The 17,334-nt window shown below is 71.3% G+C and carries 14 protein-coding genes; 3 read left to right on the top strand and 11 right to left on the bottom strand.

Annotated elements, in window-relative coordinates; genetic code table 11:
* The first annotated feature begins 73 nt into the window (after positions 1–73).
* A complete protein-coding gene (locus tag ABD363_RS12955) occupies positions 74–847 on the top strand; it encodes a class I SAM-dependent methyltransferase (RefSeq protein ID WP_344602777.1) in 774 nt (257 codons plus the stop codon).
* A 65-nt stretch (positions 848–912) separates the two neighbouring features.
* On the opposite strand, the gene ABD363_RS12950 is transcribed toward ABD363_RS12955, so the two are convergent.
* Genes ABD363_RS12950 through ABD363_RS12940 form a run of 3 tightly spaced genes read right to left on the bottom strand, consistent with a single transcriptional unit; the run spans position 913 to position 3,649 of the window.
* A complete protein-coding gene (locus ABD363_RS12950; RefSeq protein ID WP_344602775.1) occupies positions 913–1,719 on the bottom strand; it encodes an amino acid ABC transporter ATP-binding protein in 807 nt (268 codons plus the stop codon).
* Positions 1,716–2,657, bottom strand: coding sequence for an amino acid ABC transporter permease (locus tag ABD363_RS12945; RefSeq protein ID WP_344602773.1), 942 nt, complete (start codon positions 2,655–2,657; stop codon positions 1,716–1,718). Before ABD363_RS12945 ends, ABD363_RS12950 begins: the two co-directional genes overlap by 4 nt.
* 32 nt (positions 2,658–2,689) lie before the next feature.
* A complete protein-coding gene (locus ABD363_RS12940; protein ID WP_344602771.1) occupies positions 2,690–3,649 on the bottom strand; it encodes an ABC transporter substrate-binding protein in 960 nt (319 codons plus the stop codon).
* Positions 3,650–4,355: 706 nt separating this feature from the next.
* Here ABD363_RS12940 and ABD363_RS12935 point away from each other — a divergent pair.
* Together ABD363_RS12935 and ABD363_RS12930 are read left to right on the top strand one after the other, a co-directional pair.
* Positions 4,356–5,594 carry an NAD(P)-dependent malic enzyme gene (locus tag ABD363_RS12935; protein WP_344602769.1) on the top strand — a complete coding sequence of 413 codons (1,239 nt, stop codon included), beginning with the start codon at positions 4,356–4,358 and terminating at the stop codon, positions 5,592–5,594.
* Positions 5,595–6,005: 411 nt separating this feature from the next.
* A complete protein-coding gene (locus tag ABD363_RS12930) occupies positions 6,006–6,971 on the top strand; it encodes a zinc-binding dehydrogenase (protein WP_344602767.1) in 966 nt (321 codons plus the stop codon).
* 92 nt (positions 6,972–7,063) lie between these two features.
* On the opposite strand, the gene ABD363_RS12925 is transcribed toward ABD363_RS12930, so the two are convergent.
* From ABD363_RS12925 to ABD363_RS12890, 8 genes are all read right to left on the bottom strand, one after another.
* A complete protein-coding gene (locus ABD363_RS12925) occupies positions 7,064–8,092 on the bottom strand; it encodes a PadR family transcriptional regulator (RefSeq protein WP_344602765.1) in 1,029 nt (342 codons plus the stop codon).
* A gap of 1 nt (position 8,093) precedes the next feature.
* Positions 8,094–9,074 carry a DUF4097 family beta strand repeat-containing protein gene (locus ABD363_RS12920; protein ID WP_344602763.1) on the bottom strand — a complete coding sequence of 327 codons (981 nt, stop codon included), beginning with the start codon at positions 9,072–9,074 and terminating at the stop codon, positions 8,094–8,096.
* A 404-nt stretch (positions 9,075–9,478) separates the two neighbouring features.
* The gene (locus ABD363_RS12915) at positions 9,479–9,658 is read right to left on the bottom strand and encodes a DUF6104 family protein (RefSeq protein WP_028420339.1); all 180 of its coding nucleotides are present in this window, start codon (positions 9,656–9,658) and stop codon (positions 9,479–9,481) included.
* A gap of 108 nt (positions 9,659–9,766) precedes the next feature.
* Positions 9,767–13,552: a multifunctional oxoglutarate decarboxylase/oxoglutarate dehydrogenase thiamine pyrophosphate-binding subunit/dihydrolipoyllysine-residue succinyltransferase subunit gene (locus ABD363_RS12910; protein WP_344602760.1), complete on the bottom strand. Its 3,786-nt coding sequence runs from the start codon at positions 13,550–13,552 to the stop codon at positions 9,767–9,769.
* Positions 13,553–13,843: 291 nt separating this feature from the next.
* A complete protein-coding gene (locus tag ABD363_RS12905; RefSeq protein WP_344602758.1) occupies positions 13,844–14,950 on the bottom strand; it encodes a HAMP domain-containing sensor histidine kinase in 1,107 nt (368 codons plus the stop codon).
* The gene (locus tag ABD363_RS12900) at positions 14,947–15,684 is read right to left on the bottom strand and encodes a response regulator transcription factor (RefSeq protein WP_344602756.1); all 738 of its coding nucleotides are present in this window, start codon (positions 15,682–15,684) and stop codon (positions 14,947–14,949) included. Before ABD363_RS12900 ends, ABD363_RS12905 begins: the two co-directional genes overlap by 4 nt.
* Before the next feature lie 124 nt (positions 15,685–15,808).
* On the bottom strand, positions 15,809–16,495 hold the full coding sequence (locus ABD363_RS12895) for a spermidine synthase family protein (RefSeq protein ID WP_344602754.1): 687 nt from the start codon (positions 16,493–16,495) through the stop codon (positions 15,809–15,811).
* Between the two features lie 146 nt (positions 16,496–16,641).
* Positions 16,642–17,136, bottom strand: coding sequence for a MarR family winged helix-turn-helix transcriptional regulator (locus ABD363_RS12890; RefSeq protein WP_344602752.1), 495 nt, complete (start codon positions 17,134–17,136; stop codon positions 16,642–16,644).
* Positions 17,137–17,334 lie beyond the last annotated feature (198 nt).

Below are 17,334 nucleotides of genomic sequence, written 5' to 3'. Positions count from 1 at the left end.
GGTCGGGATGCGGTCGGGTAACAGCTGATCGTGCTTTCAGGGTATTACGTGATGGACGCGACGGAGGGGCTCGATGACGGACGCCGACACCACCACGACGGCCACCCCCGACTGGCCGGCCTGGCAGGAGAGCTGGGACCGGCAGCAGGAGTGGTACATGCCCGACCGCGAGGAACGCTTCCGGATCATGCTCGACATGGTCGAGGCCCTGGTCGGCACCGCGCCGCGCGTCCTCGACCTCGCGTGCGGTACGGGAAGTATCACGGCCCGGCTGCTCCGGCGGTTCCCCGAGGCCACCAGCACCGGTGTCGACCTGGACCCCGCGCTGCTCGCCATCGCCGAGGGAACCTTCGCCGGGGACGAGCGGGTCTCGCTGGTCACCGCCGACCTCAAGGACCCCGACTGGCCGGCGAGGCTGCCGTACGACTCGTACGACGCCGTGCTGACCGCCACCGCCCTGCACTGGCTGCACCGTGAACCCCTCGCGGTCCTCTACGGCCAGATCGCGGACCTCGTCCGCGACGGCGGTGTCTTCATGAACGCGGACCACATGATCGACGAGACGACGCCCCGGATCAACGCGGCGGAGCGGGCCCAGCGCCACGCCCGCATGGAACGGGCCAGGCGGGACGGCGCCCTCGACTGGACCGACTGGTGGCGGCTCGCCGCCGAGGACCCGGTGCTGGCCGGGCCGACGGCGCGGCGCTTCGAGATCTACGGCGAGCACGCGGACGGGGACATGCCGTCGCCGGAGTGGCACGCGCGCGTCCTGCGCGAGCGGGGGTTCGGCGAGGCGCGGCCGGTGTGGTGCTCGCCGTCCGACACGCTGCTGCTGGCGCTGAAGTAGCCGCGGCCCGGGAACGGGCGAGGGGCGGTACGGGAGTCCCGTACCGCCCCTGCGCGTCCGTGCCGTCAGAGCACCTTGGACAGGAACGACTTCGTCCGCTCGTGCTGCGGGTTCGTCAGGACCTCGCGCGGGTGGCCGGACTCCACCACCACGCCGCCGTCCATGAACACCAGGCTGTCGCCGACCTCGCGGGCGAAGCCCATCTCGTGGGTGACGACGACCATCGTCATGCCGGACTCGGCGAGATCGCGCATGACGTCCAGGACGTCGCCGACCAGCTCCGGGTCGAGGGCCGAGGTCGGCTCGTCGAACAGCATCAGCTTGGGGTCCATCGCCAGCGCCCGGGCGATCGCCACGCGCTGCTGCTGGCCGCCGGAGAGCTGCGAGGGGTAGTTGCCGGCCTTGTCGGCCAGGCCCACGCGCTCCAGCAGCTGCAGCGCGCGCTCCCTGGCCTGCGCCCGGTTCACGCCCTTGACCTGCACCGGCGCCTCGATGACGTTCTCCAGCGCGGTCATGTGCGGGAACAGGTTGAAGCGCTGGAAGACCATGCCGATGTCCCGGCGCTTGCGGGCGACCTCGCTGTCCTTGAGCTCGTACAGCTTGTCGCCCTTCTGGCGGTAGCCGACGAGTTCGCCGTCGACGTACAGGCGCCCGGCGTTGATCTTCTCCAGGTGGTTGATGCAGCGGAGGAAGGTCGACTTGCCGGAGCCGGAGGGGCCGATGAGGCAGAACACCTCGCCCTGCTTGACCTCCAGGTCGATGCCCTTGAGGACCTCGACGGGACCGAAGGACTTGTGGACGCCCTCCGCCTTGACCATGGGGACGGCCCCGTCCCGCACGGGGGCGTCCGTCTTGCTCGGCTTCTCGGTCATGCGCCCACACTTCCCCTCGGGCGGCCCAGCGACAGCATGTTGGTCTTCACCTTCTGCCACGGCGTCGGCGGCAGCTGGCGGCTCGCACCCCGGGCGTAGTACCGCTCCAGGTAGTACTGGCCGACGCTGAAGACCGACGTCAGCAGCAGGTACCAGGCCGCGGCCAGGAACAGCATCTCGGCGGGGGCGCCGGAGGTCTGGCCGATGTCCTGGGCGACGCGGAACAGCTCGGAGTACTGGACGACCGACACCAGCGAGGTCGTCTTCAGCATGTTGATGACCTCGTTGCCCGTGGGCGGCACGATCACGCGCATCGCCTGCGGGACGACGATCCGGCGCAGCGTCTTGGAGTGGCTCATGCCCAGGGCGTGCGCCGCCTCCGTCTGGCCCTCGTCGACCGAGAGCAGACCGGCACGGCAGATCTCGGCCATGTACGCGGCCTCGTTGAGGCCGAGGCCGAGCAGCGCCGTCAGGAACGGCGTCATGAAGTCCGACCACTCGTCGCGGTAGACCGGGCCGAGGTCGATGTACTCGAAGACCAGGCCCAGGTTGAACCAGACCACCAGCTGGACCAGGACCGGCGTGCCGCGGAAGAACCAGATGTAGAACCAGGCGATCGAGGACGTCACCGGGTTCTTCGACAGGCGCATCACCGCCAGCAGGATGCCGCCGGCGATGCCGATCGCCATGGACAGCACGGTCAGCAGCAGCGTCTTGCCCACGCCTTCGAGGACGCGGCCGTCGAAGAGGTAGTCCGGGATCGCGGTCCAGTTGATCCGGCCCTGGGAGAACGCGTAGATGACGCCGCCCAGCAGGGCGAGCGCGACGACGGCGGAGACGTACCGCCCGTAGTGCCGGACCGGGATGGCCTTGATGGCCTCCGGTCCGGCCGGGGGAGTGCCGGCCGGGCCCGCCGTCTTGTCTATGTCAACAGTCACGGGTGTTGCCTTTCGGTGCCGCTCGGTCGCGGTCACGCGCCGCCGTTGATGGTGGCTTCCTTCACGGCGCCGTCCACGACGCCCCACTTCCGGAGGATCTTGTCGTACTCGCCGTTGTCGATGATCGCGTCCAGCGCGGCCTTGAGGGCGTCGCGCAGCCGCGTCTGGTCCTTGGCGACCGCGATGCCGTACGGCGCGGCCTCGACCTGCTCGCCGACGAGCTGGAAGTCATTGCCGCCGCCGGAGGTCTTCACCGCGTACGCGGCGACCGGGAAGTCGGAGGAGCCGGCGTCGGCGCCGCCCGCGCGCAGGCGGGTCTGGGCCTGCTGGTCGTTGTCGAAGGCCTCGATGGAGAGCTTCTTGTCCTTCGGACACTTCTCGGCCTCGGCCTTGGCGAGGTCCTCGGAGACCGTGCCGCGCTGCAGCACGACCTTCTTGCCGCACAGGTCGGACCAGGTCCTGATGCCCTGGTCGTCGCCCTTCCTGGTGTAGATCGAGACACCGGCGGTGAAGTAGTCCACGAAGTCGACGCCCTCACCGACCTTCTTGCCGGTGTTCGGGTCGATGCCCTTCTGGCGCTCCGGGCTGTCGGTCATCGCGGACATGGCGATGTGGTACCGCTTGGAGCGCAGACCGGTGAGCAGGGTGTCGAAGGTGCCGTTCTGGAACCGGAACTCGACGCCGAGCTGCTTGCCCATGGCGGCGGCCAGGTCCGGGTCGATGCCGACCGTCCTGCCGGAGCTGTCCTTGAACTCGACCGGGGCGTACGCGATGTCGGAACCGACCTTGATGACGCCCTCGTCACGGATCGTCTGCGGCAGCATGTCGGCGAGCGGGGCCGAGCTCGTCGCCGCGGTCCCGCCGTCCGAGCCGTTGTTCTGGGTCTGGTCACCGCATCCGGTGAGCAGCAGCGCGCCTGCGACCGCGATCGCACCGACCGCTGCTGGCCGGGAGTGCGCGGCGGTCGTACGACGGGTGGAGCTTGCGGTCATGGTGGGTTCCTCCGGCGGATGGGTGGAGTTGCCGATGGGGCTGACAGCGGCCGATGGGTTCGGCCGCTGCCGGTGGGGCGACGGTTGCCGATGGGATCCGGCCGCCGCGGACGGGCCGGCGCCTGCCGATGGGTTCGACAGATGCCGAGGGTCGACGGGAGCACACGCCTTCGAGTGTCGCGACCTCGTGTGATTACGGCATCTTGCCATTCGGACTGAGCTGTTCAGGGGGCCCGTCATGTCAAAATCGGATAACGGGTGATCCCCGAACCGCACCAGGCCGGTACATCGCGGCCCAGTCTTTGCGGAAATTGGCATCTCCGGCCGGAAGATCTTCGGTGGATCTCGGGATATGGGCGGATGGTGCCAGATGAAGGCACTTCCCGGAACCCTTGTCAAGACGTTTGTCGAGAGGTGTCCGGATAGTGGGCTATGAGCCATGTCACCGGCGCGCGACCTTTTCGTGGGCCTCGGGGCCCGTCATGTGAGTCTGCGCTTGTTCGACTCGTCGCGAAGGTCGTCCGTCGGGTATGAAGGTGCTTTACACCCCTCATCAGGGGCTCAGGGCGCGTGTGCGGCGCGCCCGTCGCGTATGTGCCCGTACGTATCCCGTACACAGCACGACCAGGGCCGTACGCGGTGCCCGCCCACCCCTCACCAGGAGTGGAAAACCCTCAGACCATGAATACTTAAGGGGTAGAACGAAGTGGCAGCGGAGATCGTCAATCCTCGCAGCGAGAGTGCGGACCGTACGGGTCGGGAGGGCGGTACGGAAGCCCTCGATTCCTTCGATCCGGTCGATCCGGCGTTCGCGCTGCACCGCGGCGGCAAGATGGCCGTGCAGGCCACCGTGCCGGTCCGCGACAAGGACGACCTGTCCCTGGCGTACACGCCCGGCGTCGCGAAAGTGTGCAGCGCGATCGCCGAGCAGCCGGAACTGGTGCACGACTACACGTGGAAGTCGTCGGTCGTCGCCGTCGTGACGGACGGCACGGCGGTGCTCGGGCTCGGAGACATCGGGCCGCAGGCCTCCCTCCCGGTGATGGAGGGCAAGGCGATCCTGTTCAAGCAGTTCGGTGGCGTGGACGCGGTGCCGATCGCGCTCGACTGCACGGACGTCGACGAGATCGTGGAGACGGTGGTGCGGCTCGCGCCGTCGTTCGGCGGGATCAACCTGGAGGACATCTCGGCGCCGCGGTGCTTCGAGATCGAGCGGCGGCTGCAGGAGCGGCTGGACATCCCGGTCTTCCACGACGACCAGCACGGCACGGCGGTCGTCACGCTGGCGGCGCTGCGGAACGCCGCGCGGCTTTCCGGGCGGACGCTCGGGGAGCTGCGGGCGGTGATCTCGGGCGCGGGCGCGGCGGGTGTCGCCATCGCGAAGATGCTGGTCGAGGCCGGGATCGGGGACGTCGCGGTGGCCGACCGGAAGGGGATCGTGTCGGCCGACCGGGGCGATCTGACGCAGGTCAAGCGGGAACTGGCCGGGTTCACGAACAAGGCGGAGCTGTCCGGATCGCTGGAGGCGGCTCTGGAAGGGGCCGACGTCTTCATCGGGGTCTCCGGCGGCACGGTGCCGGAGGAGGCGGTGGCCTCGATGGCCGAGGGGGCGTTCGTGTTCGCGATGGCGAACCCGAATCCCGAGGTGCACCCCGAGGTCGCGCACAAGTACGCGGCCGTGGTGGCGACCGGACGGTCGGACTTCCCGAACCAGATCAACAACGTGCTGGCGTTCCCGGGGATCTTCGCCGGGGCGCTGCAGGTGCGGGCGTCCGCCATCACCGAGGGGATGAAGCTCGCGGCGGCCGAGGCGCTGGCGGCGGTCGTGGGTGACGACCTGGCAGCGGACTACGTCATTCCGTCCCCGTTCGACGAGCGGGTCGCGCCGGCGGTGACGGCGGCGGTGGCAGCGGCTGCGCGGGCGGAGGGTGTCGCCCGCCGGTGAGGTTCGGACGGCCCCGTCCCCTCGGGGGCGGGGCCGTCTCCTTGTCCGGGATGAACTGCCCGGGCGCTCTGACGCGGGTGCGGGTGCTGAGGCGAGGACCGGTACGGGTGCGGGCGGGGCCGGGATCGTGTGCCGTGGCGGGACGGGGATGTCCGTGGCGCCTGCGGTCGCTTCGCGGGACGGGGCCGCGCCGGGGCCGTGTCCGCCCGCGGCCCGGCGGGCTGCCGGTCCGGTGGCGACCGGTGTCCCCGCCGGACGCTGTGGAAGCCCCCGGCACCCCCTGCCCGCCGCGGACGGCCGCGGGCGCGTGGACGTGCCCGGCCGGTGACTTTCCCCGGTGTCCGGCAAGAGGGCGTGTGTCACAGGGGCACATGGTTCCGCCCAAGGGAGCGGGACCCTATCGTCAGGCCCATGTTCGCTGTCTATGCCGCCCGAATCGACCGTGACCAGCCGCTCTCCGGTCTGGAGTCGGGGGAGCGACCGGCTCCCGAGCCCCGTCCCGGCTGGAGTGTCGTCGAGGTCAGGGCCGCCTCCCTCAACCACCACGACCTGTGGTCCCTGCGTGGCGTCGGCCTCGCGGAGGACCGGCTTCCGATGATCCTCGGCTGTGATGCCGCCGGTGTCGACGAGGACGGCAACGAGGTCGTCCTGCACTCCGTGATCGGCCAGAGCGGGCACGGGGTCGGACCCGAGGAGCCGCGCTCCATCCTCACCGAGCGCTACCAGGGGACGTTCGCCGAGCGGGTCGCCGTGCCGACCTGGAACATCCTGCCCAAGCCCAAGGAGCTCTCCTTCGAGGAAGCCGCCTGCCTGCCCACCGCCTGGCTGACGGCGTACCGGATGCTGTTCACCAACGCCGGGGTGCGCCCCGGTGACTCGGTGCTGGTACAGGGCGCCGGCGGCGGGGTCGCCACGGCCGCGATCGTGCTCGGCAAGGCGGCGGGGCTGCGGGTCTTCGCCACCAGCCGGGACGAGGCCAAGCGGAAGCGGGCCGTGGAGCTGGGAGCCGTGGAGGCGCTGGAGCCGGGGGCGCGGCTGCCGCAGCGGGTCGATGCCGTCATCGAGACCGTCGGGGCCGCCACCTGGTCGCACTCGGTGAAGTCGCTGCGTCCCGGCGGCACGCTGGTCATCTCCGGTGCCACGAGCGGCGACCGGCCCTCGCACGCCGAGCTGACCCGGATCTTCTTCCTGGAGCTCAAGGTCGTGGGATCGACGATGGGCACCAAGGACGAGCTGGAGGATCTGCTGTCCTTCTGCGCCGCCACGGGTGTGCGTCCCGTCATCGACGAGGTGCTCCCGCTGGAGAGGGCCCGTGAGGGCTTCGAACGGCTCGAGTCCGGGGACCGGTTCGGGAAGATCGTCCTCGTCAACTCCTGACGGTTTCTGCGCGGGTGCGGCCGGTCCGGGGACCCGGACCGGCCGCACCCGGGTGCCGGGGACGGCTTCCGGGGCGCGGCCGGCCGGTCGGTTCAGGCCTTCGGGGTCCGGAGTATCGCCCCGATGTGCGCGGCCGCCGTCGACAGGTGACGGCGGGCGTCGCGGAGCTGGCCGGGGGTGACGCCGTGGTCCCGGGCGGCGTCACGGATGTCGTCCCGGAAGCGGTCGAGCAGACGGTCCAGGTCACGGGCAGGGTCGCCGGTGGACTCCGCGGCGCTCTCGTGCGCCCAGCTCGGGACGTACTCGGCCGGGAAGTCCTCCGGGGTCCGGGAGCGGTCGGGTTCCGGTACCGGGGCGCCGGTCCGGCCGAAGCCGAAGTCCTTGCCGAACTCGCCGAACTCCTTCGCCAGTTCGGCGAGGCCCTCGCGCAGCCCCGTCGGCCAGTCGCCCCGCGCGAAGTGGACCTGCACCTGTTCCTGGACGCGCCGGGCGATGCGCTGCACCTCCTCCTGGGCCTGGGCCCGGGCCCGCTCCTGCGCCTCCTTCGCCTGACGCCGGGCCCGCTGGGCCTCCTCGCGGGCCCGGCGGCTCTCGTCCTTGGCGCGCCGGGCCTGTTCCCTCCACTCCTGCTTGACCCGCCGCATCTCCTCCTTGGCGGCGCGCCATGCCTCCCGGTCGTCGAAGTCCCCGGAGCCGGCGTCCCGTCCCTCGCGGGCCTCGGCTCCCGTGCCCCGGCGGGCCGCGCCGGCCGCGGCCCACATCTCCCGGCGCAGATCGCCCGCCGCGCCGCGCACATCGGCCCGGATCTCGGCGGCGAGCTCCGCGACCGACTCCCGGATCTCCAGCTCCAGGCCGGCCAGCTCACCGCTGCGGTCGGCCAGCTCGGCGCGGCCGGCGTCCGTGATGGAGTACACCTTGCGGCCGCCCTCGGTGGTGTGGGTGACCAGGCCCTCGGCCTCCAGCTTGGCCAGGCGCGGGTAGACCGTGCCCGCGGACGGCGCGTACAGCCCCTGGAAGCGTTCCTCGAGGAGGCGGATCACCTCGTAGCCGTGGCGCGGAGCCTCGTCCAGCAGCTTCAGCAGGTACAGGCGGAGACGGCCGTGGGCGAAGACGGGAGGCATGTCAGAGCACCTTCTTGTCGGTCGTGCCGTCGGCCGGGGCGTCGGGCGCGCCCTCGTCCCGGCCGGGAACGGAATTGTCCCCCGGGGCGTCCTGCGGGCCGGTGGCCGGGGCGTCGGCACGACCGGCGGCCGGACCCCCGCCGCCGGGCGCCGTGTCCCACGGCTCGCCCTCGTCCTGCCGGGGCGGGCGGCTCAGCAGGGCGATCGAGCCGGAGACGGTGGTGGCCCGCAGCTTGCCGGTGCCCGCGCCGAGCCGGCCCGTGACCTTGTGGGCGCCCCACCGGCCGCGCACCCGGAGGCCGTGGAAGGTGGTGGAGATCCTTCCGCCGGCCGTGTCGGCCTCCACCTCCGCGTCCGCCGGGTGGGGGAGCCGGACGGCGATCTCGCCCGAGACGCTGGTCAGCCGGACGTCGGCGGGGCCGTCCGGGTCGAGGTCGACGATCATGGAGCCGCTGACGGAGTCGGCCCGCACGGAGGGGCCCGAGCCCTCCACCACGGTGAGATCCCCGGACACGGAGGTGAACCGCAGGCAGCCGGTCACGGCCTGGGCTTCCAGGTTCCCGGACACGGTGTCGGCGCGCACCGGGCCGGACAGTCCGACGAGGGTCGTGTCGCCCGTGACGCCCCTGAGCACCGACTGTCCCCGGAGCCCGGAGACGACGGCGCCGGCGCCGACGACCCCCACCTCCACGCGCGTGTCCGCCGGAACGGCCAGGGAGACCACGGCGCTGCGGTGCCGGCTCCCGGGGTCGAGCCACTTGAGGAGGTCCTTCCACGGCGGGTCGTCGTAGGCCACCGTCAGGGTGCCGTCCCGCTGGGTGACGGCCAGGGGCGGACCCGCTATCTCGGAGACCTCCAGGCGGGCGGGCCCCTCGTCCGTCCCCATGACGTTCACCGTCCCGTCGACGATGCGCACATGGAGTTCGCTCACCCGCTCGTCGAAGGTGAGCTTCCTCGGTGCGGCGACGGACCACTCGGGCATGGGACGGACCTCCTGGGCCGGGCCGGGCCGGACCGCGCGGGGCCGGATCGGCAGGACCGGACGGAAAAGGACGCGGCATATCGCGTCCGTCACTTGACACGATATATCGCGGGCATGGGAAGTCAAGACACTCGTTCCGGTGGTCATCGGTGGCCGGCCGCCGAAAGCGGGCCGAGCGCCCCGGCCCGTGGCCACGTCGCCGGAAGCGCTCCGGGCCGGCTCCGCGGCCATGGACGCCGGGAGGTTCCCGCCGCCGCGCGGGGCCCGGGAAGCCCCCTCCGCCCCGGGCGGCCCGGCGGAGCCCCCGTCCGGGAAGGACCCGGAAAACACGTGCGGGGCGCCGCGCAGGCGCCCCGCACAGGGGAGGAGCTGGGAAGGGGTGAGGAGGGCGGAAGGAGGCGGGACTACTCGTCGTCCTCGTCGTCCAGCCGCGCCAGCCACGTCGCCAGCCGCTCCACCGGCACCTCGAAGTCCGGGTTCAGGTCGACGAACGTCCGCAGCTGCTCGGCGAGCCACTCGAAGGTGATCTCCTCCTCGCCGCGCCGCTTCTCCAGCTCTTCGATGCCACGGTCCGTGAAGTACATGCGGTCAAGGATAAGTGCGCGAAAACGGCCCGGCCGCACCCCCGGAACACGGCCGGGCCGCACCCCCGAACGGGGTGCGGCCCGGTCACGTACGGCCCGCGGAAGCGGTTACGCCTCGAACACCTCACGCACCAGCTGCTCCTGCTCCGCCTGGTGCCGCTTGGCGGAACCGACGGCCGGGGACGAGCTGTGCGGACGCGAGATGCGCCGCAGGCGCTCGCCGTGCGGGACGTCGGCGCCGACCGCCAGGTCCAGGTGGTCGATCAGGTTGAGGGCGATGAACGGCCAGGCACCCTGGTTCGCCGGCTCCTCCTGGGCCCACAGGTACTTCTCGGCGTTCGGGTACTTCTTGATCTCCGCCTGGAGCTCGGCACCCGGCAGCGGGTACAGGCGCTCGATGCGGATGATCGCCGTGTCCGTGACGCCGCGCTTGCGGCGCTCGGCCTCCAGGTCGTAGTAGACCTTGCCGGCGCAGAAGACGACCTTCTTCACCGCGGCCGCCTCGACCGAGGTGTCGCCGATGACCGGGCGGAACTGGCCCGTGGTGAACTCCTCCGCCTTCGACGCCGCGGCCTTCAGGCGCAGCATCGACTTCGGGGTGAAGACGACCAGCGGCTTGTGGTGCGGGTTGTGCACCTGCCACCGCAGGAGGTGGAAGTAGTTCGACGGGAGCGTCGGCATCGCGACCGTCATGTTGTTCTGGGCGCACAGCTGCAGGAAGCGCTCGGGACGCGCGGACGAGTGGTCCGGGCCCTGGCCCTCGTAGCCGTGCGGCAGGAGGAGGACCACACCGGAGGTCTGGCCCCACTTCTGCTCCGCCGACGAGATGAACTCGTCCACGACCGTCTGCGCGCCGTTGGCGAAGTCGCCGAACTGGGCCTCCCACAGCACGAGCGCGTCGGGGCGGGCCAGCGAGTAGCCGTACTCGAAGCCCATGGCCGCGTACTCGGACAGCAGGGAGTTGTAGACGTTCAGCCGCGCCTGGTCCTCGGAGAGGTACTGCAGCGGCGTGTACTCCTCGCCCGTGTTGCGGTCGATGATGACCGCGTGGCGCTGGCCGAAGGTGCCGCGCTGGGAGTCCTGGCCCGCCAGGCGGACCGGGACGCCCTCCAGGAGGAGCGAGCCGAAGGCGAGGGTCTCGCCCATGCCCCAGTCGATCGTGCCGTCCTCGACCATCGCGGCCCGGCGCTGCAGCTGCGGCAGCAGACGCGGGTGGACGGTGATGTGGTCGGGGATGTTGACCTGGGACTCGGCGATCCGCTTGACGACCTCCGTGGACACCGCGGTGTTCACGGCGACCGGGAACTCGGCCTGCGGGTCGGAGGGCGCGGCGACCGACGGCTGCGAGGTGGCCTCGCGGACCTCGGTGAAGACCTTCTCCAGCTGGCCCTGGTAGTCCTGCAGCGCCTGCTCGGCCTCTTCCAGGGTGATGTCACCGCGACCGATCAGGGACTCGGTGTACAGCTTGCGCACCGAGCGCTTCTTGTCGATCAGGTCGTACATCAGCGGCTGGGTGAAGGCCGGGTTGTCCGACTCGTTGTGACCGCGGCGGCGGTAGCAGATGAGGTCGATCACCACGTCCTTGTTGAACGCCTGGCGGAACTCGAAGGCGAGCCGCGCGACGCGGACCACGGCCTCCGGGTCATCGCCGTTCACGTGGAAGATCGGGGCCTCGATCATGCGCGCCACGTCCGTGGCGTACATCGACGAGCGCGAGGACTCCGGGGCGGCGGTGAAGCCGACCTGGTTGTTGATGACGATGTGGACCGTGCCGCCGGTGCGGTAGCCGCGCAGCTGCGACATGTTCAGGGTCTCGGCCACCACGCCCTGGCCCGCGAAGGCCGCGTCGCCGTGGATCGCGATCGGCAGGACGGTGAAGTCCGTGCCGCCCTTGTTGATGATGTCCTGCTTGGCGCGGGCGACGCCCTCCAGGACCGGGTCCACCGCCTCCAGGTGCGAGGGGTTGGCGACCAGGCTGACCTTGATCTGCTCGCCGTCCAGGCCGGTGAAGGTGCCCTCGGCGCCCAGGTGGTACTTCACGTCGCCGGAGCCGTGCATCGACTTCGGGTCGAGGTTGCCCTCGAACTCGCGGAAGATCTGCGCGTAGGACTTGCCGACGATGTTGGCCAGGACGTTCAGGCGGCCGCGGTGGGCCATGCCGATGACGACCTCGTCCAGGCGGGACTCGGCCGCCGAGTCCAGGACCGCGTCCAGCAGCGGGATGACGGACTCGCCGCCCTCCAGGGAGAACCGCTTCTGGCCGACGTACTTGGTCTGCAGGAAGGTCTCGAAGGCCTCCGCCGCGTTCAGGCGGCGCAGGATGCGCAGCTGCTCCTCGCGCTCCGGCTTGGAGTGCGGGCGCTCCACGCGGTCCTGGATCCACTTGCGCTGCTTGGGGTCCTGGATGTGCATGAACTCGATGCCGGTGGTGCGGCAGTACGAGTCGCGCAGCACGCCGAGGATGTCGCGCAGCTTCATCATCGACTTGCCGGCGAAGCCGCCGACGGCGAACTCGCGCTCCAGGTCCCACAGGGTGAGGCCGTGCTCGGTGATGTCCAGGTCGGGGTGCTTGCGCTGCTGGTACTCCAGCGGGTCGGTGTCGGCCATGACGTGGCCGCGGACCCGGTAGGAGTGGATCAGCTCGAAGACGCGGGCGGCCTTGGTGACGTCGTCGTCGTGGGAGGCGTCGATGTCCTTGAGCCAGCGGACCGGCTCGTAGGGGATGCGCAGGGCCTCGAAGATCTCGTCGTAGAAGTTGTTCTCGCCGAGCAGGAGGTTGGCGACCTGGCGGAGGAACTCGCCCGACGCGGCGCCCTGGATCACCCGGTGGTCGTAGGTCGACGTGAGCGTCATGACCTTCGAGATGCCGAGCTTGTTGAGCGTGTCCTGGCTGGTGCCCTGGAACTCGGCCGGGTAGTCCATGGAGCCGACGCCCATGATCACCGACTGGCCGGGCATCAGGCGCGGCACCGAGTGGACGGTGCCGAGGCCGCCGGGGTTGGTCAGGGAGACCGTCACGCCGGTGAAGTCGTCCATCGTCAGCTTGCCCTCGCGGGCGCGGCGGACGATGTCCTCGTAGGCCTGCCAGAACTCGAAGAAGTTCAGCGTCTCGGCCTTCTTGATCGCCGCGACGACCAGCTGGCGGTCGCCGTTCGGCTTGACCAGGTCGATGGCGAGGCCGAGGTTGACGTGGTCCGGCTTGACCAGGGTCGGCTTGCCGTCCTTGACGGCGTACGACCAGTTCATCGACGGCATCGCCTTGATGGCCTGCACCATCGCGTACCCGATGATGTGCGTGAAGGAGATCTTCCCGCCGCGGGCGCGCTTGAGGTGGTTGTTGATGACGATGCGGTTGTCGAACAGCAGCTTCACCGGGACCGCGCGGACCGAGGTGGCCGTCGGCATCTCCAGCGAGGCGTCCATGTTCTTCGCGACGGCGGCGGAGGGACCGCGCAGCGTCACGAGCTCGGGCCCCTCGGCGGACTCCTTCGCCGGCTCGGCCTTCGCCTTCGCCGCGGGCTTGGCGGCCGGGGCGGCGGGCTTGGCCGGGGCCGGGGCGGGCGCGGCGGGCCGCGCGGCCGCGGGCGCCGGAGCGGGCTGCGCCGGGGCAGCCGGGGCCGGCGTCTGCGGGGCCGGGGTGGTGGGCTGAGCCGTGGTGGTCCCTGCGGCCCCCGCGGCCGCAGTACCCGCCGGAGCCGGGGCGGCGGACGCCCCCGGCTTGTAGTCGGCGAAGAAGTCCCACCAGGCGCGGTCTACCGAATTCGGGTCCTGGAGGTACTGCTGATAGATCTCGTCGACGAGCCATTCGTTCGCACCGAACGCGGCGGCGGGATTCTTGCCCGCTTGGTCGGTGTCGGTCGAGATGCTCGAGTTACTGGGGGACTGTGGCGACACGGCGGCAACCGCCCTCTTCCGCTTCACAAGGTGATGGACAGCGGGAATAAAGGCTACGCCTCCCGGCGCGGGAAGGTCAGGTCGGGCCCGTTCAACGTCGCGTAAGTCACATCTCGGGGTGTGTTTCGGCGCTGAAAATGGCGGGAAGCAAGCGTGGTTCCGCTGCGAAAGGGCACCGAGGGGAAAAGCGGGACCGGGCCCGGTACCCCGCGGGTACGGGCCTGTCCCTGATCACACGTGTCCGTCGGCGAGGACGTACATGGATCTTGTGGCTCCGCTTCGAACTTTACGTCAACTTGGCACAGAAGGAAGCCCCGGAAGGCTGACCAGGATCCGGCAGCCCCGCTCGGATTCGGCCACGCCGATCCGTCCGCCGTGCAGATCCACCGCCCAGCGCGCGATGGCCAGGCCCAGGCCCGTGCCGCCGTCGCTGCCGGGGCCGTGCGGCCGGGTGACGGCGCCGCGGTTGAAGCGCTCGAAGACGCGGTGCCACTCGGACCGGGGGATGCCGGGCCCCTCGTCCAGGACCTCCAGCTCCAGCGACTCGGGGTGCGGCCCGCGCCGCGCCCTGACCGTCACCCGGCCGTGCGGCGGGCTGTGCTTGACCGCGTTGTCGATGAGGTTGGCGACGACCTGGTGGATGCGCTCCGGGTCGGCGTACGCGGTCAGCTCCGGCGGGGAGACGTCGAGGTGCAGGTGGACGTCCGTACGGGTGTGGCTGCCCGAGCCGGAGGCGATGCCCGCGCGCGCGGAGGCGACCATGTTGGCCTCCTTGAGCACCCCGGACAGGTACGGCCACACCTCGAACCGCCGTGTCTTCAGCGGTACGACGCCGTTGTCCAGGCGGGACAGGTCCAGCAGCGTCTCCACCAGCCGGCCGAGCCGCTCGGTCTGCCCGAGGGCCGTCCGCATGGTCTCCGGATCGGCCTCGGTGACGCCGTCCACGATGTTCTCCAGCACCGCGCGCAGACCCGCGATGGGCGTGCGCAGCTCGTGCGAGACGTTCGCCACCAGCTCCTTGCGCTGGCGGTCCTGCGCCGCCAGCTCGTCGGCCATGCGGTTGATCGTGACGGCCAGGTCGCCCAGCTCGTCACGGCGGTTCTCGCGCACCCGGCGCGTGTAGTCGCCGTGCGAGATGGACCGGGCCACGGCGTTCATCTCGTCCAGCGGCGCGGTCAGCGAGTGCGCCACGAACTGCGTGATGAGCAGGGTGGCGATCATCGAGAAGACCGTGATGAAGCGCAGCTCGGTCTCGGTGCGCATCGCGATCATCATCAGACCGGTGGTGATGAGGACCGAGATGACGACGAGCGCGCCCAGCTTGGTCTTGATCGAGAACGGACGTACGCCACCCCGGGGCTCCCCGGGGCCCCTCCGTGCGGCCGGCCCGTCGCTCATGGCGTCGGGGTCTCCAGCGCGTAGCCCACGCCGTGCACCGTGCGGATCCGCTCGGCGCCGATCTTCCGGCGCAGCGCCTTGATGTGGCTGTCGACGGTCCGGGTGCCGGAGGCGTCCGCCCAGTCCCACACCTCGGCGAGCAGCTGCTCGCGGGAGAGCACCGCGCGCGGGGTGTTCGCCAGGCACACCAGCAGGTCGAACTCGGTGGGGGTGAGGTGGACGTCCTCGCTGCGCACCCGCACCCGGCGCTGCGCGTGGTCGATCTCCAGTTCGCCCAGGCGCAGGATGCCGCTGCGCGGTGTCGCGGCGGCCAGCGCCGCCCGCTCCACGCGGCGCAGCAGGACGTGCACGCGTGCCGCCAGCTCGCGCATGGAGAAGGGCTTCGTCATGTAGTCGTCGGCGCCGACGCCGAGCCCGACCAGCATGTCGGTCTCGTCGTCGCGCGCGGTGAGCATCAGCACCGGCACCGGCCGCTGGGCCTGCACGCGCCGGCAGACCTCCAGGCCGTCGAAGCCGGGCAGCATGATGTCGAGGATCAGCAGGTCCGGCTGCCAGGCCTCGGCCGTGTCGACGGCGGCCGGGCCGTCGCCCGCCGTTTGCACCAGGAATCCCTCGGCGCGCAGGCGGGTCGCGATGGCGTCCACGATCGTCTGGTCGTCCTCGACAACCAGGACCCGGCGCTGTGCGCCCGGGGTAGCCGCCGTGCCGTTGTGGGAGGTGTGTGTCTGCTCCATCGCCCGCCCCTGAGGTGTGCTTTCCGGAACCAGTGGGGTGATTCCGCGGTCTGCGCATGGCTGAGATTGACGCTTGAATGATCAGCGCCAAGGCAGCAGCGTACGGGGAGTCACCGCGCCTTTGCTATCCGGGGCGGACGCCGAGGTGGACGACGTCGGGAACGCCCCGGGCAACCGGGATCTCTTCGGTACGCACCTGCTGGAACCCGGCATTCCGCAAGGTTTCCTCGAAATCCGCGGAGGGCTGCGCCGACCACACGGCGAGCACTCCCGCCGGTCTCAACACCCGTGCGCAGCCTGCCAGCCCGGCCGGTGAGTACAGTCCCGTGTTGCCGTCCGTGACGGTCCAGTCGGGCCCGTTGTCGATGTCGAGGCACAGGGCGTCGTACCGGGCGGAGGTCTCGGCGACGTATCGGATCAGGTCGTGTTCCACGATCTCGGTGCGCGGATCGGCGAGCGCGTCGCGGGTGAGGGGGGACAGCGGTCCGGCGCGGTGCCAGTCGACGACGGCGCCCTCGCGCTCGACGACCGTGATGCGGCCCCAGGCGGGGTTCGCCGCGGCGTGCGCGAGCGAGAAGCCGACGCCCAGCCCGCCGATGAGCAGGCGCGGCCGCGGCCGTCCGGCCAGGGCGTCGAGCGCGGCGTCGACCAGCCGCCGCTCCGAACGCCCGTCGGAGGTGTCCATCAGGAAGCAGCCGTTCGCGATGATCTGCAGCACCGCCCCGTGCCGCCGCAGGACGATCTCGCCGTGGGGACCCTCGCGGCGGTCCAGGACTTCGGGGACGTCGTAGGAGTCGTACGAGGTGGCCATCCGGCCATCCTGGCAGCCGGGCCGAGGCGGGAACGAGCGAATTACCACGCTGCCCGCACCCGCCCGCCGGGGCCCGGAGCACCGGGCCGTGCCCTCGGGGGGCCGGGATGCCGAGCCGGGCGCCGGCCGCCCCGCCGAGGAACCCGCTACTTCTCCATGCCCCGGTTGAGCTGGTGCAGCAGCCGGGCCAGCTCCGTCACCTCGCGCGGGTCCCAGTCGGCGAGACGGCGGGCGTAGCGCTCGCGGCGGGCCTCGCGGACCCGGCCGACGCGCTCGCGGCCCTCCCGGGTGAGCGCGACCAGCCAGGCACGGCCGTCGGCGGGGTCGGGTTCGCGGGCGACGAGACCGAGCTCCTCCAGGGCGCGCAGCTGGCGGGACATGGTCGCCTTGCCGACGCCGATGTAGGCGGCCAGATCCGTGGCCCGCTGCCGGCCGCACTCGTCCAGGCGGACCAGCAGCCCGTACGCGGACGACTCCAGGTCGGGGTGGACCTCCCGGGCCATCTCGCCCTGGCTGGCCCGCGCGCGCCGCAGCAGCACCGTCAGCTCCCGCTCCAGCGCGAGGAACCCGGGCCGGTCTATACCGCTGCCGGACGCTCCGGCCCCGACCCGGCGTCCGTCGCCGTTGCCGTCTTCGTGCACGTCAGTCCCCGCCTCGGTTCTCCCGCTACTGAAAGTCTCCGCCGAGGACCGCCCTCGCCGCAGCTCCGCAAGTATTCCGCAAGCTCGGGCCAACGGCGGAGCCCGGTCCCGCCGCGCACCGCGGCCCTCGCGGTGCCGGACACCTTCGCCGCCGCCCGCGCCCCGCCCCGAGGCCCTGTCCGCCGGGGCCCGCCGCCC

This window comes from Streptomyces glaucus (assembly GCF_039533365.1).
In the GTDB taxonomy this organism is placed as follows: domain Bacteria; phylum Actinomycetota; class Actinomycetes; order Streptomycetales; family Streptomycetaceae; genus Streptomyces; species Streptomyces glaucus.
Note: the sequence above shows the minus strand (reverse complement) of the source record. Positions and strands in the feature narration are given on the sequence as shown.

What these genes read in the sequence shown, in the direction of transcription:
- ABD363_RS12955 (WP_344602777.1), top strand. Translation starts at nt 74, where the DNA reads ATGACGGACGCCGACACCACCACGACGGCCACCCCCGACTGGCCGGCC.
- ABD363_RS12950 (WP_344602775.1), bottom strand. Translation starts at nt 1,719, where the DNA reads ATGACCGAGAAGCCGAGCAAGACGGACGCCCCCGTGCGGGACGGGGCC.
- ABD363_RS12940 (WP_344602771.1), bottom strand. Translation starts at nt 3,649, where the DNA reads ATGACCGCAAGCTCCACCCGTCGTACGACCGCCGCGCACTCCCGGCCA.
- ABD363_RS12930 (WP_344602767.1), top strand. Translation starts at nt 6,006, where the DNA reads ATGTTCGCTGTCTATGCCGCCCGAATCGACCGTGACCAGCCGCTCTCC.
- ABD363_RS12925 (WP_344602765.1), bottom strand. Translation starts at nt 8,092, where the DNA reads ATGCCTCCCGTCTTCGCCCACGGCCGTCTCCGCCTGTACCTGCTGAAG.
- ABD363_RS12920 (WP_344602763.1), bottom strand. Translation starts at nt 9,074, where the DNA reads ATGCCCGAGTGGTCCGTCGCCGCACCGAGGAAGCTCACCTTCGACGAG.
- ABD363_RS12915 (WP_028420339.1), bottom strand. Translation starts at nt 9,658, where the DNA reads ATGTACTTCACGGACCGTGGCATCGAAGAGCTGGAGAAGCGGCGCGGC.
- ABD363_RS12905 (WP_344602758.1), bottom strand. Translation starts at nt 14,950, where the DNA reads ATGAGCGACGGGCCGGCCGCACGGAGGGGCCCCGGGGAGCCCCGGGGT.
- ABD363_RS12900 (WP_344602756.1), bottom strand. Translation starts at nt 15,684, where the DNA reads ATGGAGCAGACACACACCTCCCACAACGGCACGGCGGCTACCCCGGGC.
- ABD363_RS12895 (WP_344602754.1), bottom strand. Translation starts at nt 16,495, where the DNA reads ATGGCCACCTCGTACGACTCCTACGACGTCCCCGAAGTCCTGGACCGC.